The sequence below is a fragment of the Kiritimatiellia bacterium genome (assembly GCA_028715905.1).
GTDB lineage: Bacteria > Verrucomicrobiota > Kiritimatiellia > JAAZAB01 > JAAZAB01 > JAQUQV01.
Genome location: JAQUQV010000003.1, coordinates 1 through 22086 on the forward strand (window position 1 = coordinate 1; position 22086 = coordinate 22086).

Genomic DNA, 22086 nt, shown 5'->3' on the forward strand with positions numbered 1-22086 from the left:
CTTTTGCCGCAGGTCAAAAACGTCGCTTTATTCACGGCGGCCGCCTGTTACCTGCTGGCGTGTTATGGCGGCGGATTCGCCGTCATGCCGGCGCTCGTGGCCGATTCTTTCGGCCCCGCCCATGTCGGCCGGATATACGGCTCCGTCTTGACAGCCTGGGGCGCAGCGGGTATTGTCGGGCCTTTGGTCTTTGCGTGTTTCAGGGAAGCCGCCATTTACACGGCCGCCGGAATGCTGGCGGCCGGACTGTTGCTGGCGCTTGCCTATAAAAAGCCGGAGGCGGCTCCCGCTGGGGCGGATGAAAACGGTGGCCGCGCGGCCCCGCATGAATAATGGAATACGGCGCAACTGGCTTTACGCCTGCCATGTGAAATTTGCGGGTTACCGTGAAAAGGATGGAAAATTATGAATAAAGGAACGGAAAAAAAACTGCGTATGGCGTTTATGGGGTTTCGGCATGGACATATTTTCAGCGTGTATAAAGCCAAGCGCGCCGATGTTGAAATCGCCGGCGCATGCGAGGAGCACGCCGAAACGCGCGCGGCGTTAAAAAAATCTGCGCAGGCGGAAATTACGCATGAGAATTATGAAAAAATGCTGGACGAACTTGATTTTGATATTCTGGCCGTTGGCGATTATTATGCCCGGCGGGGGGCGATCCTTATTGAGGCCTTGAAGCGCGGCAAGCACGTCATCAGCGACAAGCCCATCTGCGTCCGCCTGGCGGAACTTGATGAAATTGAAAATCTCGCGCGGCAAAAACGGCTGGCGGTAGGCTGTCAGTTGGACCAGCGCTCCGGCGGCACCACGCTGGCGATGCGGGATTTGATCCGCGCCGGGGCGCTCGGGGAAATCCACGCAATTGCATGTAACGGCCAGCATCCGTTAAACTACCGGGCCAGGCCGGGCTGGTACTTTGAGGAGGGGAAACACGGCGGCACAATCAATGACATCGCCATTCACGCCTTCAATTCCATTCCCTGGATGACTGGTTTGCGCTTTGTCCGGGTGAATGCGGCGCGCAACTGGAACGCCCGGCTCAAGGAAGCGCCGCATTTCAAGGATGCGGCCCAGTTCATGCTGACCATGGACAACGGCTGCGGGGTCCTGGGCGATGTTTCCTATTTCGCCCCGGACAGTTTCGGTTATTCGCTTCCGCAATACTGGCGTTTTACGATCTGGGGCTCCGCGGGGCTCATTGAGGCGAATCACAAGGACGGAATTTTATACCGGAACGGCGAGAAAGAACCGCGGCCCATTCTGCCGCCGCCGGGGCCGGCCGGTTTTTATTTTGATTCGTTTTTAAGGGAAATCCGGGGGCAATCCGCCGCCGGGGATTTGATGACCGCCGAAGTGATTGAGTCTTCGCGCAATACGCTGCTGACCCAGAAGGCGGCCGACGAAAACCTTCATGACGTGGCGTTATAACCCGGCGGCGCCGGAAAACCAATTGCCCCTCATTTTATGCGATAAGAGGATTTGATGTCAAGCCAGGCCTTGTTATGGAGTATTTTCGGCGTTTTTATGTTCGCGGTCATGGCCTTTGACCTTGGCGTTTTCCAGCGCAAAGACCATACAATCGGCCTTAAAGCGGCTTTAATGCGCTGGGGCTGTCTGGTTGCCTTTGCGTTCATTTTCAACATGGGGGTCTGGTTCTGGCGCGGTTCCGAGAAGGCCCTGGAGTTTACAACCGGTTATTTGATAGAACTCTCCCTCAGCGTGGACAATGTCTTTGTCTTTCTGCTTATCTTTTCCTATTTCCGCGTGCCATCCCGTTACCAGCCCAAAGTCCTTTTCTGGGGGGTGCTGGGCGCATTGATCATGCGGGCGCTTTTTATCGCCGCCGGCATCACCCTGGTCCAGAAGTTTCATTTCATCATTTATATTTTCGGGGCGTTCCTGGTTTTGGCCGGTCTCAAGATGGCTTTTCAGAAAGACCATGAGATTCATCCGGAGAAAAACCCGTTGATCAAGCTGTTTCGCCGGCTGATGCCCGTTTCGGCCGGATATGAAAACGGCCGGTTTTTCGTAAGACGTAACGGCCGGATTTTCGCCACGTCCTTGTTTATTGTGCTGTTGATCGTGGAGACGACGGACATCATTTTCGCGGTTGACTCAATCCCCGCCATCCTTTCCATTACTTTCGATCCGTTTATCGTGTATACCTCAAACGTTTTCGCCATTCTGGGCTTGCGGGCGCTCTACTTTGTGCTGGCGGGGATCGCGCGGCTGTTTTGCTATCTCAATTACGGGCTTTCCGCGATCCTGGCTTTTGTGGGCGTGAAAATGCTGCTCTCCGATATCTGCCATATCCCGGTCGGCGCCGCCTTGGGCGTGATTTTTGTTATCCTGCTTGTTTCAATAACGGTTTCTATCATTCGTCCGCGGAAGGATGCATCAGCGCTGACCCCGGCTTGTTCTTCCAAAGATGACCCGCAGTCCGGCGCCCCCGCCGCCGGTTGACGCGGCCGCCTGGCGCCGTAAATTAAAATGGAAAGCGCTTTTATGCGTAATGCCGTTTCCTTGAAGGGCGGCATGCTCGCGGATGCCCGGCGTCCGGCGGAATCAATTGACAGCGCCGCTGTGGAGCAGGAATGGAACAACACCCGGGATTGGCCGGCGTGCTGGCGGGGGGTGCCGCCCCGTTCCAGGGCCGTTTTGCCGGTTTTCCGGTCTTTCCCCCGCCCAGGTTGTTTTTATTGCCGGCGCTTGAGGTGCGTATTCGTCTTTTTTTCGCTGAAACGGTAGATCGTTTCGCCGGATTTGGTCTTACCCAGTTCCTCGCGCGCCAGCCGCTCAACGTGCTTGGGGTCCGTGGTAAACAGCTCCTGCTGCCTGCGCAACGCCTGAACTTCCTCTTCCTTGCGGCGGTTTTCCTCATCAAGGGCGGTGATCTTGCGCTGGCGTTCCTGGTTCTGCCTGATTTTAGGCAGGAAGGCGCTGATCACGGCAATAATCACTACCGCCGCAAAAACAACCGATGCGATCCGGTAAAGCGTAAGCCAGAATTTCATCCTGCGGAGGCGGCACAAAGGGATAAGGCGCAAAGCCGGAAAGAAAACATAAAATAATCTCCGGCCTTGGCCTAATGCACCTTTGTTGTTTTATGCCTTAATTAAGACCATAAACGGCGTTTTTCCCGAGCATCTCTTCTATGCGCAGCAGTTGGTTATACTTGCATACGCGGTCGGTGCGGCAAAGCGATCCGGTTTTAATCTGGCCGGCATTGACTGCCACCGTCAGGTCGGCGATGGTGGTGTCTTCCGTTTCGCCGGAACGGTGGCTGATGACGGCCGTGTAACCGGCGCGGTTGGCCATGGATATGGCGTCTAACGTTTCGGTCAGCGTGCCGATCTGGTTAAGCTTGATCAAAATGGAATTGGCCGTGCCGCTCGCAATGCCTTTTTTGAGGAATTTGGTGTTGGTGACAAACAGATCGTCGCCGACGAGCTGGATTTTATCGCCGATTTTGTCGGTCATCAGCTTCCAGCCGGCCCAGTCGTTTTCCGCCAGGCCGTCCTCAATGCTGATGATGGGGAATTTTTTTGCCAACTGGGTGTAGAAAGCGATCATTTCTTCCGATGTTCTGGAAGACTTATCGCTTTTTTTGAAGACATAGCGTTTGCCGTCATAAAACTCGCTGGCGGCCGGGTCCAGGGCGATAAAAACGTCCCGGCCGGGCTCGTAACCGGCTTTTGCGACGGCCTTTACGATTACTTCCAGCGGTTCGGTGTTGTTTTTCAGGTTGGGCGCAAAACCGCCTTCATCGCCCACGGCGGAGCTGAGGTTCATGCCTTTCAGGATGGATTTAAGCGCGTGAAACACTTCGGCGCCCATGCGCAAGGCTTCCTTGAAAGAGGAGGCGCCCCTGGGCATGATCATGAATTCCTGCAGGTCAATCGGGGCGTCGGAATGAGCGCCGCCGTTCATGATGTTCATCATCGGCACCGGCAGCACCTTGGCGTTGGCGCCGCCGATATAACGGAAAAGCGGTATTCCCAGGCACTCGGCTGCGGCTTTGGCCGTGGCCAGCGAAGCTCCCAGCGTGGCGTTTGCGCCCAGTTTCTTTTTGGTTTCAGTTCCGTCAAGCTCAATCAGCGTGCGGTCAACTCTTACCTGGTCAATCGCGTCCAGGCCGATGAGGGTATCCTGAATGATCCCATTCACGTTCTTGACGGCCTTCAGTGTTCCCTTGCCGCCGTAGCGTTTTTGATCGCCATCCCGCAGTTCCAGCGCCTCGTGTTCGCCGGTGGAAGCGCCGGAAGGCACTGCCGCGCGTCCGATAATGCCGCCCGTTAAGTGAACCTCAACCTCAACCGTGGGATTGCCGCGCGAATCCAGTATTTCCCGCCCGTGTACGCTGGTGATTTCCGACATGATATTTCTTTCCTTTCCTGGTTTTGAATTGCCGATTAAAATTATTAACGCCGCCATTATAATGTTCCGGTTGGCGGGGGACAAGCCCATAATCCGCGTTTTTGGGAAACGGATTTGTCAGTGATGAATGATGGAATTCATGCAAAAAAAGCGCAGGCAGCCCCTTCCTGCGCAATGGGGACTGGTTCGTTTTCGCGGCTGAACCGTTCCATTTAAACACGATACACTTTAGCGTAGAAGCCCTAAATAAGACCGACGGATCGCCAGCCGGGAAAGGTTTGGATGGCGGCACTGCCGCCTTAGGAAAAACGGCGTTTCAGCAATTGCTGTTTTAATTTCCGGTAGCGCGCGCTGTACCAGGGGGGTGTTTGCGCCTCGCGGTGGTCAAAGCCGAAGGCGCGTTTTTTAACGGCCAGGACCGGCGGCGCCTGGATGCGTTTCGCGATCCCCAGGCCGCAGTATTGTTCCCACCAGCGTTCCAGGTCGGCGATGAAGACGCGATTGTTCTTGAAAATATCGCCGGCCTTCACTTCGCAGCCGATTTCCTTTTCCAGCCTGCCGGCCAGGCGCCAGGCGAGGATTTCCTCCGGGGTAACCCTCTGCCAGCGCTCAACCCAGGCGGCAAAGAGCCGGTCATGATAGGGATAGCAAAGCGGGTCGCCCTGGTTTTTGTCCACGTTCTGTTTTGGGCTGAGCTCCGCCGAGGGTTTTAAGTCAAAACATTCCGCCGGAATGATTTCCCGCTTGAAAATATTCTTGTTCATGAATTTTGCCAGCGCGTAGACTTCGCGCTTCCATAAGTCGCCGAGCGGCGCCAGACATCCGGCCAGGTCGCCGTACATGGTTGTGTAGCCGATTGTCATTTCCGCCTTGTTGGCGTTGCAGGTGAACGCGCCGCCGAAGGCCGCCGCGGCCGCCGCCAGAATCCTCGCGGAGCGGTCGCGGGCCTGGATGTTCTCCAGGATGGGCCCGTTCAGGCGCAACCGTCCCCGCAAGGCGTTGGCAAATGATTTTATGGCCAGATTGTCAATTTGGGATACGGTCAGTTTGACGCTTGGGTCTATGGGGATTTCAACGTAATAACATCCAAGATTTTTTGCGATTGCCCGCGCCAGACGGATGGTAACGGGGGAATTGAAGCGCCCGGGCATGTTTATCAACAGCAGGTTTTTTCGCGGCAGCGTCTGCCGGCAAAGACAGGCCGCGACCGCCGAGTCTATTCCTCCGGAAAGGCCGACGACCATCCGTTTTATCCCGATTTGCTTGAGGAATGACTGCAGTCCGGAGCATAAGGCCTCGTAAATCGCGCCGATGTCGTCTTCGGCTCCGCCGGGTTGCCTGCCGAAAGGCGTGCCGTCCATGGGAATGTCAAAAACCTGTATGTTTTCCTCAAACCGCCTGCCGGCCCGGCGGCAATTGCCGCCGGAGTCGTAGACGCAGGAAGAGCCGTCAAAAGTGTAAACGGTCTTCCCGTTGTTCTGGATGCCGACGTTGTTGACGTAGATAAGCGGCCGCCGGAGGCGGGCGCAGTGCCCGGAAAAAACAGTTTCACGCTTGCGGTTTTTATTGAGAGTGAAGGGCGAGGAGCTGCTGTTAAGGATGATGTCAACGGGGTGTTTCGCCATGATCCGCAGAGGGGAAACGCCATAGTCCGCGTCCCAGGCGTCTTCGCAGAGAATGCAGGCCAGGGCGAGCCCGCAGGCCTTCACCGGCGAAATGAGTTTTTCGGGTTTTTGCCCCAGCTCCTGCGCCAGCTTGCGCAAATCGTAAAAATAACGGCTTTCGTCAAACTCGCGGTAATTCGGCGAGAGGGTTTTTATGACAAAATTGTATGGAGCGCCGCGCGGGCCGATGAATTTTCCCCGCTCGGCGACAAAGAGGGCGTTGTATTTGCGCACTCGGCCATCCTCGTTTTTTCGGCCCCAGTCCATGGCGACGTTGCCGAAGACGACGGTGATGTTTTTTGCGGCCGCGCGAATCCGCTCGCCGCATTCTTCGCATTCGCGCAGAAAGGCGTTCCGTTCCCAGTTGTCGCCGATGAGGTAGCCGGGAATGGCCAGTTCCGGGAAGACGATCAGCCGGGCTTTTTTTTGTTTTGCCGCGGCGATACCCTTCAGCATGGTTGCGGTGTTAAGCGCGGGCTGGCCGGGGACGACATTTATTTGCGCCAGGGCCGCGCGCAGATGTTTTGGTTTGGCATGCATGGGCCGTGCTGATTTAAAGGTATTTGTCTTGTTGCCGGGAAAATATCATTTTTGCCGCGGTTATCAAAGACAAAAAGTATTTCCGGATCAGGGGCTTGAGCGCCGCGCGCGGGCTTGCGGCGGGATTATTTCCTTAATTTTTTTCCTTTTCCGGCGGCCCGGAAAATAGCTTGTCTTGTGATGCAGAATCGGCTAATCGTTATGTTAAAACTCAGGCTTTTTAGTCGCCGGCGAAAGATCGGGGACGGGGCGGACAAAATGAATTTCTATTGCTTGAAATGTTTCTGCGCGGCCATGGCGCTTCTTCTGGCCGGCGGGTGCGCCACTATCCGGCCGCCGGCGGGTGCGCGGCCGCTGGAAAAAAAAATGCTGATTACCGCCTATTGCAAGTGCGGAAAATGCTGCGGATGGGAACGCAACTGGCTCGGGCGCCCGGTCTATGCCGGCGGCCCCTTGAAAGGCAAGCCGAAAAAAGTCGGCGTCACCGCCAGCGGCAAAAAGGCCGGGAAGGGCACCCTTGCCGCCGATTTATCGCTTTATCCTTACGGCACGATCATGTATATTCCCGGCTACGGCTACGGGCGCGTGGAAGATTGCGGAAGCGGCATCCGGGGCAATCATATTGAATTGTTTTTCGGCTCTCACCGGCAAGCGCTCAGCTGGGGCAGGCGGATTATGAAGGTCAGAATCTGGCTGCCGTAGAGACGGCCGATTATTCCGGCCCGGCGGCCATTTGCCGCCGCCGATTGATTATGATCAGCGTTGAACATTTGAATAAGGTTTACCGGCTTTACCACCGGCCTTCCGACCGGTTCCGGGAACTGCTGCGCCCGCGCAAAAAATATCACCAGGATTTTTACGCCCTTCGGGATATTTCCCTGCGCGTCAGACGCGGTGAAACCCTGGGCATTATCGGCCGCAACGGCTCCGGCAAGTCAACGCTCCTTAAAATTATCGCCGGCATTTTAACGCCCACCGGCGGCGGTGTTTTTGTGCGGGGGCGGGTGGCGGCCTTGCTTGAGCTGGGGGCCGGCTTCAATCCCCTGCTGACCGGGATGGAAAACATTTATTTCAGCGGCACGATCATGGGCTATACCAGGCGCGAGATTGACCGGCGGATGGATGAGATGATCGCCTTTGCGGGCGTCGGCGATTATCTTGACCAGCAGGTGCGCACCTATTCAAGCGGCATGTTCGTCCGCCTGGCATTTGCCGTTGCCATCAGCGTGGATCCCGACATCCTGATTGTGGACGAGGCTCTGGCGGTCGGGGATATGAACTTTCAGGCGAAGTGCTTCCGCAAGCTGGCCGATTTCAGGGAAAAAGGCAAAACCGTTATTTTTGTGACCCATGCCCTGGACACCGTCATTCGCTATTGCGACCGGGCCGTTGTTCTTGACCGGGGGCGGCTGGTTGCGGAAGGCGGTCCGAAGCAGGCGGTGGACGCATACAAACGGATCATGGCGGGCTGCGCTTTTCCCGATTCCGGCGCGGATGCCGGGCCGCCGGCCGGCGCGGATGCGCTTTCTTACGGCAACAAGAAAGCGCTCATTGCCGATTGCGGCTTGCATGATGAATCCAACCGCCCGGCCCGTTTCCTGGAAAACGGCCGGCCGTTTACAATCCGGATGAGGGTCAGATTCCTGGATGAAATTGCCGAGCCGATTTTTGCCTTCACCATAAAAGATTTGAAGGGGCTTGAAATAACCGGCACCAACACCGAATACAAGAAAATTTCGCCGGGTATGTTCCGCAAGGGCGAAGAAGTTGAAGTGCGTTTTGAACAGGTGCTCAACATGCAGTCGGGGAGATACGCGCTCTCCCTCGGTTGCGTCGGCTATGATGCGGAGGGCATTGTTGTCTATCACCGCCTTTATGACGCCGTTTTCTTTGAGGTTTCTTCTTTAATGCCCATGGTGGGCTGGTATGATCTGGGGAGCAGTGTTACGGTCAATCGTGTTTAGTCCCGTGTTTGACATTTTGATTAGCTTTTAACCGATGGCGAAACTGATTACAGAATATCATGCCGGCGCCGACCTTTACTCGGACGGCGCGGTTGAGGATGAAATGCTCGGCTGGTTCCAGTCCGGCGCAAATATTTCCGTTATTCTTGCCGCGGACAGCCGCTGGCCGGTCTTGTATCATCTTTCGCCGGAGCGCCGGAACCTGCTGGAATGGTATCCGTTCCGCAGGGACGCGCATTTGCTTGAAGTCGGCGCCGGCTGCGGCGCCTTGACCGGGCTGTTTGCTGAAAAGTCCGCAAAAGTCACCGCGGTTGAGCTTTCCCTCCGGCGCAGCCGGATTATTTACGAGCGGCACCGCGCTCTTGAAAACCTGGAAGTTATCGCCGGCAACATCCGCGATTTGCGGTTTGCGAAAAAATTTGACTATATAACGCTGGTCGGCGTGCTGGAGTATGCCCGTTCGTTGGTTGCGGGCGAATCGCCGGCCGTCCGTCTGCTGGAAATCTGCCGCGGTTTTCTCAAGCCGGATGGCATTCTTTTTACGGCGGTTGAGAACAGGTTCGGCCTGAAATATTTCGCCGGCGCGCGCGATGATCATACCGGCCGCGCGTTTGACGGTCTGGAAGGCTATCCCGCGGGCGGTCCGGCCGAAACCTGGTCGCGCGCCGAGCTTTCCGCCCTTTTGAAGCAAGCGGGATTTTCCGCCCCGCAGTATTTTTATCCGTATCCCGATTATAAATTGCCGGATGAAATTTTCAGCGACGCCTTTCTGCCGGAAACAAACCGTATCCTCCGGAACGCGCCCAATTATGACCGCGTCCGCTACCGGATTTTTGACGAAAAGCTTGCCTTGCTGAATGTTATCGCCAATAATCAATTTCCTTTTTTCGCCAATTCATTTCTGGTATTGGCGGGCCCGGCGGAGCGGTTGTCTTAAAAATAAAATTTTAAAATGGAAGGAGAAAGTAAGAAACAAAATGAATGCCGGTAAATTTATCAGCGAAACCATTCAGAGCTCAATCGGCACCAAGCAGAGCATTCTCGCCGACCGCTTGTTCATGGCGCGCGTGGCGAAAATTGCCGACGCGGCGGTGAAGGTTTGCCGTTCCGGCCGCAAAATCCTGCTGGCCGGCAACGGCGGCAGCGCGGCCGATGCCCAGCACCTGGCCGGCGAGTTTGTCAACCGGTTCCGTTTTGACCGTCCGGCCCTTCCGGCCGTCGCCCTTTCAACCGATACTTCCGTAATGACCGCGATTGCCAACGATTCGTCGTTTGAACGCATTTTTGCGCGCCAAATAGAGGCCCTGGGCGCGAAAGGCGATATGTTCATCGGTTTTTCAACGTCGGGTTCATCGCCGAATATTCTGAAGGCGCTCAAGCAGTGCCGGAAAATGAAAATTGTCGCCGTGGGGTTTACCGGCGAAAAGAGCGCGAAAATGGCCGGGTTGTGCGATTACTGCCTCGCCGTGCCTTCGCAGGATACCCCCCGGATTCAGGAGGCGCATATCATGCTCGGGCATATCCTCTGCGAGATCATTGAAACGCGGCTCTTCAAGCCCGCGCGGTCTTGATTGGCGTTTGCTGTCTTTTTCCGTAAAATATACGGAGGAATCATAAAACGCCATGCTCAATGCTGGGATAAAAAAATAATTTATCGCAAGCCAATGGGCGCAGTTTATAAACTGCGCCCATCGGGTTTTGGATACAATGATGGTCAATCGGGGCGGGCCTGGAGAACAGGCAAGTTTCGGATAACGGCCGGCCGTTTTAAAATTGATATGAAATTCCGACCGCCAGAACAGGGTAAAACCTGAATTTATCGGCCTCGTCCTGGACATTCCCTTCCTCTTGGGCCAGGTCGGCCTGAAAAACGGGGTCGCCGGATTTTGAGCCGTCCGCCGTCAGGCTGATGTCGGGGGAGCCCTGAAACATAACGCCCAGGTCAAAGACAAAATTCCATGAAGTATGCGGTCCGACCGCGTTGCCGAAACCGATTCCGGCATAGGGCGCGAATTTTTTAAAATTCACGCTCCCGCTGAGCGTGCCGATCTCCTCGGGCGTGTAATCATGGCCGCCGATTTTCTGGGTCTCGTTCAGTTTCGCGTCCAAACCGGGGCGGTTGTGGTTCAAAATAAATCCGCCGGTAATCCTGAAATTATTGCAAAAGGGATGGCAGTCCAGCAGCAGCGGCACCGAGGCCATGTTGAGGTCAACGCCGTAATCAACGTCCTTTATCTTTCCGCTGAATCTCAGATGCAGGTAATTCCCTCCCGCCCGCACGTTCAACACGTCTTCCAGCACGCCCAGCGTTATTTCGGCGCCGGCCCCCAGTGTGCCGGCCTTGATTCCCAGGGCGATATAGGGCGGGATATAAGATGGTTCTTCTTCCGCATCCGGCAGTTCCCGGGGGGGCGGAACGGTTTGCGCCTGCGGCGCTCTGGCGGCAACTGCTTTTCCGCGGGCCGGATAGGAGGCCGCCCGCGCGCCCGGGGGGATCAGCGCGAACACGGTCAGGAATAGTATGGCCGCGAATAATATGCCGGCGGACGGACATTTGTTTTGCATTGAAAGATTCTCCTTAACCGTTTTTTGTATCCAGGCCATTGCAATTCATGCGGGTTGTTTCCGGCCGGACTTTGTTCCTCTTGCGCGCGGCATGACTGCGCCGGACGAGCCCGGCCATGGCATTTTTCAGGGCGTCAATGCCGTCGCCGCTCAGCGCGCTTATTTTCAGGGGTTTGATTCCGGTGCGTCTGACGAATTCCTTCAGCAGTCCGGCGCTTTCCGGCAGGTCCATCTTGTTGGCCGCCGCCACGAATGGCCGCGTAAGCAGTTCCGCCTTGTAGCGTTTTATTTCATCCCGCAGGACGAGATAATCATCGGCCGGGTGGCGGCCGTCGGTCCCGGCCATGTCCAGGATAAAAACCAGCGCGCGCGTGCGCTCCACGTGCCGCAGAAAATCGTGTCCCAGCCCTACGCCGGCGTGGGCGTTCTTGATCAGGCCGGGAATATCCACCACTTTGAATTCATGATCGCTGAAAGGGCCGTCTTGCACCGTGCCGATGACCGGATAAAGAGTGGTAAAAGGGTAGGGCGCTATTTTCGGGTGCGCATGGCTGATGGCGCTGATCAGGGTTGATTTGCCGGCGTTGGGAAATCCGATCAGGCCGATATCGGCCACGATTTTCAAATCCAGTTTCAGTTTCCTGGCTTCGCCCGCTTCCCCGGGGGTGTGTTCGGTGGGGGCGCGGTGGGTGCTGGTAAGCCAGTGGCAGTTTCCCATGCCCCCCTTGCCGCCGCGGGCCGCGAGAAACATTTCCCCGTCGGCAACAAGGTCGGCAAACTGCTCCCCGGTTTCAAAGTCATTGACAACCGTGCCGCAGGGGACGTTGAGCGTGAGGTCGGCGCCGTTCCGGCCGTGCATCTTTTTGCCGCGGCCGTGTCCGCCGTCGGGCGCGCGCCGTTCGGGGCGGTAATAAAAAGCGAGGAGCGAATCGGTGTTTTTATCGGCGCGCAGGATGATGTTTCCGCCGCGGCCGCCGTCGCCGCCGTCGGGGCCGCCCATCGGCACGTATTTTTCGCGGCGGAAACTGCGGCAGCCGTCGCCCCCCTTGCCGGCGAAGATTTTCACCTTCGCCGTTTCAATAAAGCGGTGGCCTTTCACTTAGCGGCGGCGGTCTCTTCCACTTTGACGAGCTTGCTGTTCCTGACGAACCGCACGACGCCCGGCTTGAGCGCAAAAAGGGTATCATCGCGGCCGCGCTTGACGTTTGCGCCCGGCATTAATTTTGTGCCGCGCTGGCGGGTGATGATGGATCCCGCCTTTACGAACTGTCCGTCAAAACATTTCACGCCCAGCCGCTTGCCGCAACTGTCGCGCCCGTTTACCGCATGACTGCCGCCTTTTTCCGCCATAATTTCCTTTCAGCAGATCCGGTAGTCAGTAGTCAACAATAGCCGTTCGGAATTTGAAAACAAAATTCAAAATCACGATTGCTGGCCGCTGAACCATTTTGTTTCTGCGTTCTGACTGCTGTCTCCTGAATTCCGATTCAGATTGTAATTTCCTTGATCTTCAGCACGGTCAATTCCTGCCGGTGGCCTTTCTTGCGGTGGTATCCCTTGCGGCGTTTCATTTTGAAAGACACAACTTTCGGGCCGCGGATGTGTTTGACGACAACGGCGTTGACCGCGGCGTTGTCAAGGCGGGGTTGGCCTATTTTTAAAATTGTTCCATCGGAGACGGCGAGGACCGGAGTCAGTTCAACTTCGGCGCCGGCGGCGGCGTCCAGGAGTTCAACCTGCAGGACATCTTCCTGATGAACCAGATATTGTTTTCCGCCGGTTTCAATTACCGCATAAGCGCTCATAATGGCCTTTTCAAATATGATTCAGTTCGTATTAAGTTCGCGCAACGAGGGAAATAAGATAATGGATGCGCGTTTTAAGTCAAATAAAAAAAAAATTTGTTTTGGACGCGCCCGGGATGACGGGGGTTGGGCAGGCTTGGCCGGTTTTTTATCTCCGCGGGAAGCTGTTGTCCTTGGGACGGGGGGGGATGCGGCGGGGGAACTTGACTTTTGCCTTTAAATGCCATAAATTGAAAACATGTCGGATACAACTCCAGCTTCCGGGAACAAAACGGCGTCCGCGGCTCCGCCGCCGCGGCTGGCGGGCCTCTTGAAGCGCTGCGGACTATTGACGGACGAGCAAGTCGGCGCGGTTCTCGCGCGCAGGAGCGAGGGCGGCCTTTCCATTACCCAGATGATTGTTGAGGCGGGCTACGCCGCGGAGGCTGAATTTCTTGAGGCGGTCGGGAAAATCCTCAATCTGCCTTTTATCAGGTTGAATGAAGTGGCCATCACCAAGGATGCCCTCGGCAAACTGCCGGCCAAGGTGGTCTTTCAGTATAATATCATTCCCCTTGCGGTGGAAAACGGTGTTTTGCAGGTTGCCACCAATGACCCCTTCAACGCCGCGGTGATTGACGCGGTCCGCCTGGTCTCGGGCGGAAGGGTGCGGATGGTGCTGAGCCCGGCGGCTGATATCGCCAAGGCCATCAACAAGTTTTACGGGGTCGGGGCCGACACGATGGAAAGACTTATGGAAGACGACGCGATTGATGATTCCGAGGAGTCAATTCTGACCAAGGTTGACCTGAGCGACCTGGACCAGGAGGCTTCCATCGTGAAGTTCGTCAACCAGGTGATCTGGGAAGCGTATAAAGACCGCGCCACGGACATTCATTTTGAGCCGATGGAGGATGAGTTGCGCATCCGTTACCGCGTGGACGGCGTGCTGCATCAGACCTCCATGCCGCCCCAGCTGAAACGTTTCCAGCCCGCCATTGTTTCGCGCATCAAGGTCATGTCCAACATGGACATAGCCGAGAAACGCCTTCCGCAGGACGGACGCATCGGGCTCAGCATTCACGGCGAAAGCCTGGATATCCGCGTTTCCACGATCCCGACCGTTTACGGCGAGAGCATCAGCCTGCGCCTTCTGACGCGCGGCACGGGCCTTTTGGAGCTTGACAGCATCGGCATGAACCCGTCCGACGAGGCCGTCATCCGCAAGCTCATTGAAAAACCGCACGGCATTTTGCTGGTAACCGGCCCGACCGGCTCCGGGAAGTCCACCACCCTGTATTCCTGCCTGCACACGATAAATTCTATTGACCAGCGGATCATCACGATTGAGGACCCGATTGAATATGAAATCAGCGGCGTCAACCAGATCGCGGTCCGCCCGGAAATAGGTCTGACCTTTGCCGCCGGCCTGCGCCACATCCTCCGCCAGGACCCGGACGTGATCATGGTCGGTGAAATCCGTGATTATGAGACCGCCGAGATAGCGATCCGCGCCTCCATGACCGGCCACCTCGTTTTCAGCACCCTGCACACCAACGACGCCGCCGGCGCCATCACCCGCCTGATTGACATGCGCATTGAGCCCTTCCTGATTTCGTCTTCGGTTGAGGCGATCATTGCCCAGCGCCTGGTGCGTGTGCTCTGCGACGCCTGCAAACGCGAGAAGGAAATTGAAGAATCGTTTTTAAGGGAAATCAACTTCCCGCCGCCGGCGGCGGGCGGCGTCAAGATTTATGAAGCGGGCGGGTGCGAGAAATGCCGGCGGACGGGTTTCCTCGGCCGGCGGGGGATTTTTGAGGCGCTGGCGGTGAACGACGCCATCCGGCCGCTGATTATAGGCCGGGAGTCGTCAAATGTGATCAAACAGGCGGCGGTCAGGCAGGGCATGCGCACCCTGCGCGAAGACGGCTGGGTGAAGGTCGGGGGGGGGGTTACCACGATTGAGGAGGTTTTGCGCGTGACCGAGGAAGATGAGTAAAAGTCAGGAGAAACCCGAATATTGCACGAATTTCGTGCAATGTTCGCTTTCGCTCAGGCGGGCATTGTCCGCCGAATTCTACTGAAAGGATAGCATGCCTGCCTTTATGTATATTGCGCGGACGCGGTCCGGCGAAAAAGTTGAAGGGGTGATTGAGGCGGCCGACCGCCGCGCGGCCCTGCTGCAGATTGAGCGCCAGGGACAGGTGCCGGTCACCGTTGAAGAAAAAGACGCGGCCGACCGGGAACAGGCTTCCGCCGGCTGGCGGAGCCGTTTGTTGTGGCGCCGCCGCCGGGAGCGCATGGCCGCGCGGGAGATGCTCGTCTTTACCACGGAATTGAGCGATTTGCTGGCCTCCGGCATGAAACTCGGCAATGCGCTCAATACCTTGTCCCATCGCCGCACCGGACAATCCTGCGATAAAATTATTAAATCGCTCCGGGACGACATCATCCGCGGCACGAGTCTTTCCCAGGCCTGTGAAAAATTTCCGGAAAGCTTTCCTTCGCTTTATTGCAGTCTTATCCGCGCCGGCGAAGCAGGCGGTAATCTGGCGGAAGTCATGCAGAGAATTGTGCGCCATTATGAGCGTTTGCAGGAGGTTAAGGAAAAGGTTGTCATGGCGCTGGTCTATCCCGGCATAGTGATCACGGTCGGCATCGCCACCCTGATCTTCAGCATGGTGTTTGTGATCCCGAGATTTTCCATGATCTTCCGCGACCTGGGCAGCACGTTGCCCCTGCCGACCCGCATCCTGATCGGTGTCAGCACATTGATGATCAAATACGGCTGGCTGCTGCTCATTCTGGTTGTCATCCTGGCCGTTATTTTCAAGCGCTACCTGCGCACGGAAAGCGGGAGGAGGATGTGGGACGGGTTGTATTTGAAAACCCCGTTGATCAGGGATATCACCACGGCCAATGCGTTCAGCCAGTTTGCGCGCACGCTCGGCATGCTTATCGGCAACGGCGTGCCGGTGCTGGACGCGCTGTCAATCGGCGAGAAAACCGTGCAGAATTCGGTCATTGCCGCCGAAATCCGCAATGCCCGCGACCGGGTTACCGACGGCACCACCATTTCGGGGCCGCTCGCGGCCGGCCGGGTTTTCCCGCAGATGCTGACCGACATGCTGGCGATCGGCGAGGAGACCGGCGACATGAACGGCGCCCTGACCCACATCGCCCGCCGGTATGAAAACAACCTTGACCGGAGCATAAAAATTTTCACCACGGTGCTGGAGCCGGTGCTGATTGTTTTGATGGCCTTTGTGGTCGGCTTCGTGGCCATCAGCATCCTGCTGGCGGTCTTTGAAGTGACCAACGGGTTGAACGCATAAGCGGTGAATAAATGTTCGCCGCCCGCTTCGTTGGACGTGTGGAGGAGGCAGAGACAGGGAGTCCGGTTGGTTTAAAATTTCAGAAAAAGATGAAAAAATTTTGTTTTACCTCGGCGCCCTCCGCGTCTGCGGTAAAATAACCTAAAAATCAAATAAGATGGGAAATACAGCGATGATAAAAAAACGGCGTCACAATGAAAAGCATGTTGCCGGGCGGGATTCCGGTTTCACCCTGATTGAAGTTCTGCTGGTGGTGGTCATTATCGGCATCCTGGCCGCCGTGGTTTTGCCGCGCATGACGGGCCGCGGCAAGGAGGCCCAGATTGCGGCCGCCAAGGCCAGTATTGAGAATATCAGCCTGGCGCTGGACATGTATGAGGTTGACAACGGCGTTTATCCGGCCAGCCTGCAGTCCCTTCTTACCAAGGGGGCGGAACTGAACTGGAAAGGGCCTTACCTTAAAAAAGATGAAATCCCTCTTGATCCGTGGGGCAAGGCGTTTGTCTATACGCCGCGGGACAACGGTTATGAAATCAAGTCCTACGGTCCGAACGGAGCCGACGGCGGCGGGGACGATATTACCAATTGAAGAAATGCAGAATTAAGAATGCAGGATGAAAAATAAAGAATATTGTTCCGCCCCGGGCGGAAAGCCTTCTGCGTTCTGCCTTCTGCCTTCTGCCTTTCCGCGCGGCTTCACAATGATTGAACTTTTGCTGGTTGTCGTGATTATCGGCATCGCCCTCGGTGTAACCATGCCCGCCCTGGTGAGTTCCATCCGGGGCCAGCGCCTGAAAACGGCGGCGCGCACTTTTGTGTCCGTAGCCCGTTACGCGCGCAGCATGGCCGTGCTGAAGCAGACCGATTTGACGTTGACTTTTAATACGGAGACCGGCCAGATTGACCTGATTTCAACCAACGCCGCCTTGCCGCGTTTTACCCGCATGATTGAAAACGTCAGGGTGGCTTCCGTTCAAATTGAGGGCCGTAACGGAAATGCCGATGAGGATGTCAGCGCGGTTGAATTCAGGCGCAACGGAGTTTGCCGGCCGTTTGCGGTTAAAATTGTTGACCGGCGCGGAAATTACGTCGTGGTCAAAGTTGACGCGCTGGCCGGCGTGCGGGCAACCGAATATGGACAGGAATAAAAAAATTTCAAATTGCAAATTTCAAATTGCAAATTTCAAACGCCCGGCGCGGCAGACCGGCATGACCCTGGTGGAAGCCGTCCTGGCGCTGGCTATTTTGAGCATCGGCATTTTTATTCTTATTGAAGCCACGGCCCGCTGTCTGGCCGTGGTGCGTCTCTCGCGCAATTATCAGACCGCGCGCGCCGTGCTTGCCCGCGGCGAGAGCGAGCATCCCCTGCGCGGCACCAATGAATTGCAGAAGAACATCGTGGAAGGCGCGGAATACGACGGCTTTGTCTTTTCGCGCGAACTGCGTCCCGTGGACGGCGTGGAGAAACTTTTTATGGTTGTCACGAGGGTCGCCCGGCCGGAAGCCGGCCGTGAATCCGGGGAGGAACTGGTCAGTTATGTCTATTGCCCGAACGAGGAAGAGTGAAACTCCCCCGCGGCTTGCCGCGGGGGGGTTCACTTTAATAGAACTTTTGGTTGCTATGGCGTTGATGGTGATAGCGCTCGGGATCACCTTCAGCACCTTTTACAGCATTTCCAAGGCCTGGCAGCGGGGACAGGGCATGGCCGACAGTCTTAACCGCGGCGAATTTGTCATGGAACAGGTCGTGGACGGCCTGCGCTCGGCCTTTTTTCCGGTCCGGCAGCCGTCCCAGGATCAGGCCGCCGGCGTCCAGACCAACGCCACAAACACTTCCGCAACCGGCGCGGCCGCGGCCGTCTCTTCCTCCAGCGACTACGGTTTTATGCTTGAAGATGACGGCGAGGGCGCCGAGGCGCGCGACGCGATCGGCTGGGTAAAGACCGGCATTGCCCTGCTGGGGAACGAGAATCCGCTCTGGCGCGGCCTGCATCGCGTCCGGATTTCGGTTGAAGAGGATGAAGACGGACGTCTGGCGCTGGCCTCGCGCGCCTGGCGGCCTTACGGTAACGCCGTTGATTTTGCCCCCGAAGAGGTGGCACCGTTTTTTATTTCCGAAAAAATCCTGGGGATGAATTGCCGCGTCGCCCGCGAGCCGGATGACGACGAGGGGTGGAAATGGGAGGACGAATGGGAAGGCATGGAACGCACAAATCGTCTGCCGCTGGCGGTTGAAATCGTGCTCTATCTGGCGCCGCCGGAAAAAAACGGGGAGACCGTGGAGATCAGGCGGGTGGTTGAAATTCCGGTGGCGCCGCTTTCCTGGAGCGCGGGAAAAACAAAATAGCGCCGATGATTTGACCGGGAAAAGCCTTTTTTTCCGCCCGCTTCTCATGGAAGGCGCAGAGAACGCGGAGATATGAAAGCAAATGCGATTGAATATTCAGAAAATAAATAAAAAACTGGATTTGTTTTACCTCGGCGGCCTCCGCGCGGTAAAAAAAAACATTGCAAATCCGGAATCAAAAAAGAGCGGGTCGGTGCTCATCATCGTGCTCTGGGTGATAGGGTTGCTTTCCATGTTTGTCGCGGCGTTTGCCTTTGATATGCACATTGAGGCGAGGATTGTGTCCGCCTGGCGCAAGAAATTGAAGGCCGAATACCTGTCAAGGGCCGGCATTGAGCTGGCGCGCATGGCCCTTCTGGAAACCGCGGACCCCGAGGTAACCAATCCGGAAATATCCGGTTATATTTCCGAGGGGGTGGATTCCGACCGCCGCGCCGCCACCGTTTCCCTCGCGCACGGCGGCGGCGCGGAATTATCGCGGCGGCTGGGCGAAGGCGCCGTCACGGTCCGCATCCGCCCCGAAAACGCCCGCATCAACCTGAACAGCATTGTCAACGCGAACAACCGCGACGAAACTTTCGTCCTCTGGGAGCCCATTTTTGAAACCGCCGGCGTGCCCTTTGAAGAGCGCGACGCCCTCATTGACTGCCTCATGGATTGGGTTGATGCGGACGAGTTGACGCACCTGAACGGAGCGGAATCCGAGTATTATGAAACATTGACTCCGCCCTATAAGTCCAAAAACGCCCCCATCGACACGGTGGATGAACTCGCGCTCGTCAAGGGTTTCAACGACAAGCCGATTGCCCAGACGACCCAGACGGTTTACGCGGCCGTGGCCCGGTTCCTGACGACTTACGCCGAGGACCGGACGATCAACATCAATGCCGTTGACCACGACACGTTGATGGCGTATCTCGGCGTTGATTCGCCCATGGCCGAGGAAATTATTTTCCAGCGGAGCGGGCTGGACGGCGAATACGGCACGGAAGACGACACCCCGTTCAAGGATTTAGGCGACCTCCTGGCGCGCGTGCCGGGCCTTGATCAATCTATCGCGCCCTATGTTTCCTTCACCTCCAGGGGGCGTTTTTACATCCAGTCCTCCGGCAAGGTCGGCGACGTGGAGCGGGTGTGCGCCTGTGTCGTCCTGCTGGCGGAAAACAATCTTACCATTTTGAGCTGGATTGAGGGCGACTCCGCCTCGGCCGACCTGATAACGCGTTGACAAATCGGAACGCACAATGCAGAATGCGAAACGCGGCATGAATAACAGGAAAGACATGATAAAAGCGCTCCGGCAAAACTGGCGCCGCCTGCGGAAAAAAATGCCGGCCTTTCGCGCGCTTTTCCGGAGAAATGCCTCCGCCGGCCGCAACCCCGTAACCGGCTTGAGGATCGCGGACGATTTGCCCTCCGCCGGCGAAGGGTTGACCGGCTTTATTGAATGGACAACGTTGCGCGAGACAAAATCCGGCGTTGAAATACTGGCGGTGAACAACGTTTCTCTGCCCGGCGATTCCGCCGGTCAGTCCGAGGGGGAGGGGCGCGGCGGGCGGCTCAAAATGCACTGCGCCGAAATAAACGGCGCGGTATCGCTGGGCATTACGCCCGACAAAATGCTGATGCGCGTGGCGGAATTGCCGACGACCGATCCGGCGGAAATGAACAGCATGATCCGGCTCCAGGTGGATGCTTCCTCTCCGTTTCCGGACGACCGGATCGTGGTTTCGCATGAAATATTGCGCAGGGACGAGTCCGGGACGCGCGTCCTGATTGTGGCGGCGACCAAGGATTTGATTGAAAAAACAGGTTTGCTTTTTAAAAACGCCGGGCTTGATGTGCAGAGGATTGACGCCCAGGTTATGGCCTGGTGGCATCTGATTTCGGAGCATGTGCGCACATACGGCGGCGGGCGCTGCCTGTTTCTGGTTCTGGAGCCGTGGGGCGGTGTATGGATCGCCGCGCAGGGCGGCGCCCCGCTGGCTTTCCGCGCGGTGAGCCCCGCCGGCGATATGCCGTTTGCCGAATTTGCCCGCGAGGTGGCGCGGGACGGAGGGGCGCTCGTTCTCTCGCTTGATTCGGAATACGGCGGCGCGCCGCTTGTCGGATTGGAGGCGTGGGGGCGGGGACTGGAGACCGGCGTTTTGTCCTCGGCCCTCAGCGAAGAACTGGCGCACGAAGCCAAAGTCAATTCCCTGGACTCTTTGCCGCCGCTCAGCGAGGGATTGGCGCGGCGGTTTCTGGGGACAAACCTGTCGCCGGTCTTGACCCGCGCCGGGGACGGCGGACAGCCGGTTATTGATTTAGTTCCGGAAACATGGCGTTCCGCCGTGATTGCGCAGCGGATGCGGCGGAGACTGCTCGTCTCAACGGTGGGCGTTCTGGCGGTCTGGCTGGCGGCGTTCGCCGGTTTTTTCGGCGCCTATCAATACCAGCATTACCGCCTGGCGAAACTTGAGGAAAAACAGAACGCCTTGCATCAACCCGCTGAAGAAGTGCGCATGATGCAGAACCAGACCAGGGCCTTTGAGCGGTACCTTGACCGGAAAAATTCCGCGCTGGAATGCCTCCGGGAAATCAGCCAGCACCTGCCGAACGGCGTTTTGCTGACTTCTTTTCAATTCAAGAAAGGGAAAACCGTCGCTATCCGCGGCGAGGCGATTGCCGTGGACGCCATTTATGATTACAAGCAGGCGCTGGATAAATCCCCGATGTTCGCCCGGATTGAAATGGGCAGCATCCAGCCCGGCAAGCGCAAAAACACCAGCGTGAACACATTTCAAATGACGCTTCACTTGAAGGAGCAACCGTGAAAATAACATCAAGGGAAATGCTGCTCGGCTGGTTGGCCGGTTTCGTGATGCTCACGGCCGTCTCGCTCTGGATCTGCGGGCCGAAGGTGAAAATCTGGAGGGAATTGAACGGCCGTTCCGGAACGGTCGCGCGCCGGATTGAGGTGGCGGAACATCTTGTGGCGCAGAAGGCGGAGTGGAACAAGCGCTTGCGGGATGTGGCGCAGAAGCTGACCAAATACCCGCCGGATCAGGATGTTACCGCCGATTATCTGAAAATCCTTGAAAATATTGTCAAGGAAAACAACGTCACTCTTTCACAGCGCGTGCCTCAGAAGGAAAAAAGACACGACATCCTTTACAGTTTGACGATTAATTGCACCTGGGAGGCGGAACTGGGCGATCTGGTGCGTTTTCTGTACGCGCTTGGACAGCAGAAAACCACCATGGATGTTGACGATCTGAACATATCGCTCGTGGGCGGCGGCAAGAACAGATTGAAGGGTAATTTTGCCTTTGTCGGCCTTTACACCAGAACGGGCGCGCCATCCGCGCAGCAGAAAAAGGAAGAGATTCCGCGGAAAAACAATTAGACTGTTCCAGTTAAACATGATACACTTTTGCGTAGAAGTTTAAAAGAGTAAAACAAGAGATGGGCGGAATGATTTGTAACCCTGAAATTTGGCGCGCAATCAATTGCCTTCTTAAGCTTTTA

Annotated in this window: 23 protein-coding genes; 16 read left to right on the forward strand and 7 right to left on the reverse strand. The window is 56.6% G+C overall.

Features of this window, described 5'->3' with window-relative positions:
• The 3 genes from PHP98_01325 to PHP98_01335 all read left to right on the forward strand — a co-directional run.
• Nucleotides 1-333 (forward strand): MFS transporter (locus PHP98_01325; GenBank protein ID MDD5482281.1); only part of this gene is annotated, 333 nt, incomplete at its 5' end.
• A 72-nt stretch (nucleotides 334-405) separates the two neighbouring features.
• Nucleotides 406-1428, forward strand: coding sequence for a Gfo/Idh/MocA family oxidoreductase (locus tag PHP98_01330; GenBank protein ID MDD5482282.1), 1023 nt, complete (start codon nucleotides 406-408; stop codon nucleotides 1426-1428).
• Between the two features lie 54 nt (nucleotides 1429-1482).
• Entirely contained in the window at nucleotides 1483-2463 is a 981-nt protein-coding gene (locus PHP98_01335) for a TerC family protein (protein MDD5482283.1), read from the forward strand.
• Nucleotides 2464-2696: 233 nt separating this feature from the next.
• On the opposite strand, the gene PHP98_01340 is transcribed toward PHP98_01335, so the two are convergent.
• From PHP98_01340 to nadE, 3 genes are all read right to left on the reverse strand, one after another.
• Entirely contained in the window at nucleotides 2697-3014 is a 318-nt protein-coding gene (locus PHP98_01340) for a septum formation initiator family protein (GenBank protein MDD5482284.1), read from the reverse strand.
• Between the two features lie 97 nt (nucleotides 3015-3111).
• Nucleotides 3112-4377, reverse strand: a complete 1266-nt coding sequence (gene eno, locus PHP98_01345) for a phosphopyruvate hydratase (GenBank protein MDD5482285.1) — start codon at nucleotides 4375-4377, stop codon at nucleotides 3112-3114.
• A 299-nt stretch (nucleotides 4378-4676) separates the two neighbouring features.
• Nucleotides 4677-6581: an NAD(+) synthase gene (gene nadE / locus PHP98_01350; GenBank protein ID MDD5482286.1), complete on the reverse strand. Its 1905-nt coding sequence runs from the start codon at nucleotides 6579-6581 to the stop codon at nucleotides 4677-4679.
• 258 nt (nucleotides 6582-6839) lie between these two features.
• On the opposite strand from nadE, the gene PHP98_01355 reads away from it, so the two are divergent.
• Genes PHP98_01355 through PHP98_01370 form a run of 4 tightly spaced genes read left to right on the forward strand, consistent with a single transcriptional unit; the run spans nucleotide 6840 to nucleotide 10116 of the window.
• Entirely contained in the window at nucleotides 6840-7283 is a 444-nt protein-coding gene (locus PHP98_01355) for a 3D domain-containing protein (GenBank protein MDD5482287.1), read from the forward strand.
• Nucleotides 7284-7333: 50 nt separating this feature from the next.
• Entirely contained in the window at nucleotides 7334-8545 is a 1212-nt protein-coding gene (locus PHP98_01360) for an ABC transporter ATP-binding protein (GenBank protein ID MDD5482288.1), read from the forward strand.
• Nucleotides 8546-8579: 34 nt separating this feature from the next.
• On the forward strand, nucleotides 8580-9482 hold the full coding sequence (locus PHP98_01365; GenBank protein MDD5482289.1) for a class I SAM-dependent methyltransferase: 903 nt from the start codon (nucleotides 8580-8582) through the stop codon (nucleotides 9480-9482).
• A 40-nt stretch (nucleotides 9483-9522) separates the two neighbouring features.
• Nucleotides 9523-10116, forward strand: a complete 594-nt coding sequence (locus tag PHP98_01370) for a D-sedoheptulose 7-phosphate isomerase (GenBank protein MDD5482290.1) — start codon at nucleotides 9523-9525, stop codon at nucleotides 10114-10116.
• A gap of 196 nt (nucleotides 10117-10312) precedes the next feature.
• Here the strand turns inward: PHP98_01370 and PHP98_01375 are convergent, their stop codons facing one another.
• From PHP98_01375 to rplU, 4 genes are all read right to left on the reverse strand, one after another.
• Complete coding sequence (locus tag PHP98_01375) at nucleotides 10313-11110, reverse strand: hypothetical protein (GenBank protein MDD5482291.1); 798 nt, start codon at nucleotides 11108-11110, stop codon at nucleotides 10313-10315.
• A gap of 13 nt (nucleotides 11111-11123) precedes the next feature.
• A complete protein-coding gene (obgE, locus tag PHP98_01380) occupies nucleotides 11124-12209 on the reverse strand; it encodes a GTPase ObgE (protein MDD5482292.1) in 1086 nt (361 codons plus the stop codon).
• Nucleotides 12206-12463 carry a 50S ribosomal protein L27 gene (rpmA, locus tag PHP98_01385; protein ID MDD5482293.1) on the reverse strand — a complete coding sequence of 86 codons (258 nt, stop codon included), beginning with the start codon at nucleotides 12461-12463 and terminating at the stop codon, nucleotides 12206-12208. Before rpmA ends, obgE begins: the two co-directional genes overlap by 4 nt.
• Before the next feature lie 134 nt (nucleotides 12464-12597).
• On the reverse strand, nucleotides 12598-12915 hold the full coding sequence (rplU, locus tag PHP98_01390; GenBank protein MDD5482294.1) for a 50S ribosomal protein L21: 318 nt from the start codon (nucleotides 12913-12915) through the stop codon (nucleotides 12598-12600).
• Between the two features lie 238 nt (nucleotides 12916-13153).
• Between rplU and PHP98_01395 the strand changes: the two genes are divergently transcribed.
• The 9 genes from PHP98_01395 to PHP98_01435 all read left to right on the forward strand — a co-directional run bounded on the left by PHP98_01395 (nucleotide 13154) and on the right by PHP98_01435 (nucleotide 21964).
• The gene (locus PHP98_01395; protein MDD5482295.1) at nucleotides 13154-14893 is read left to right on the forward strand and encodes an ATPase, T2SS/T4P/T4SS family; all 1740 of its coding nucleotides are present in this window, start codon (nucleotides 13154-13156) and stop codon (nucleotides 14891-14893) included.
• A gap of 94 nt (nucleotides 14894-14987) precedes the next feature.
• Nucleotides 14988-16229 carry a type II secretion system F family protein gene (locus tag PHP98_01400; GenBank protein MDD5482296.1) on the forward strand — a complete coding sequence of 414 codons (1242 nt, stop codon included), beginning with the start codon at nucleotides 14988-14990 and terminating at the stop codon, nucleotides 16227-16229.
• Between the two features lie 172 nt (nucleotides 16230-16401).
• Nucleotides 16402-16818, forward strand: a complete 417-nt coding sequence (gspG, locus tag PHP98_01405; protein MDD5482297.1) for a type II secretion system major pseudopilin GspG — start codon at nucleotides 16402-16404, stop codon at nucleotides 16816-16818.
• 25 nt (nucleotides 16819-16843) lie between these two features.
• Nucleotides 16844-17377, forward strand: coding sequence for a prepilin-type N-terminal cleavage/methylation domain-containing protein (locus PHP98_01410; protein MDD5482298.1), 534 nt, complete (start codon nucleotides 16844-16846; stop codon nucleotides 17375-17377).
• Nucleotides 17364-17795, forward strand: coding sequence for a prepilin-type N-terminal cleavage/methylation domain-containing protein (locus PHP98_01415; GenBank protein MDD5482299.1), 432 nt, complete (start codon nucleotides 17364-17366; stop codon nucleotides 17793-17795). The genes PHP98_01410 and PHP98_01415 overlap by 14 nt, the downstream gene beginning before the upstream one ends.
• The gene (locus PHP98_01420) at nucleotides 17767-18576 is read left to right on the forward strand and encodes a prepilin-type N-terminal cleavage/methylation domain-containing protein (GenBank protein ID MDD5482300.1); all 810 of its coding nucleotides are present in this window, start codon (nucleotides 17767-17769) and stop codon (nucleotides 18574-18576) included. The genes PHP98_01415 and PHP98_01420 overlap by 29 nt, the downstream gene beginning before the upstream one ends.
• Nucleotides 18577-18658: 82 nt before the next feature.
• Entirely contained in the window at nucleotides 18659-19804 is a 1146-nt protein-coding gene (locus PHP98_01425; protein MDD5482301.1) for a type II secretion system protein GspK, read from the forward strand.
• Nucleotides 19805-19841: 37 nt separating this feature from the next.
• Entirely contained in the window at nucleotides 19842-21392 is a 1551-nt protein-coding gene (locus PHP98_01430; GenBank protein MDD5482302.1) for a PilN domain-containing protein, read from the forward strand.
• The gene (locus PHP98_01435; protein MDD5482303.1) at nucleotides 21389-21964 is read left to right on the forward strand and encodes a GspMb/PilO family protein; all 576 of its coding nucleotides are present in this window, start codon (nucleotides 21389-21391) and stop codon (nucleotides 21962-21964) included. The genes PHP98_01430 and PHP98_01435 overlap by 4 nt, the downstream gene beginning before the upstream one ends.
• Nucleotides 21965-22086: the final 122 nt, after the last annotated feature.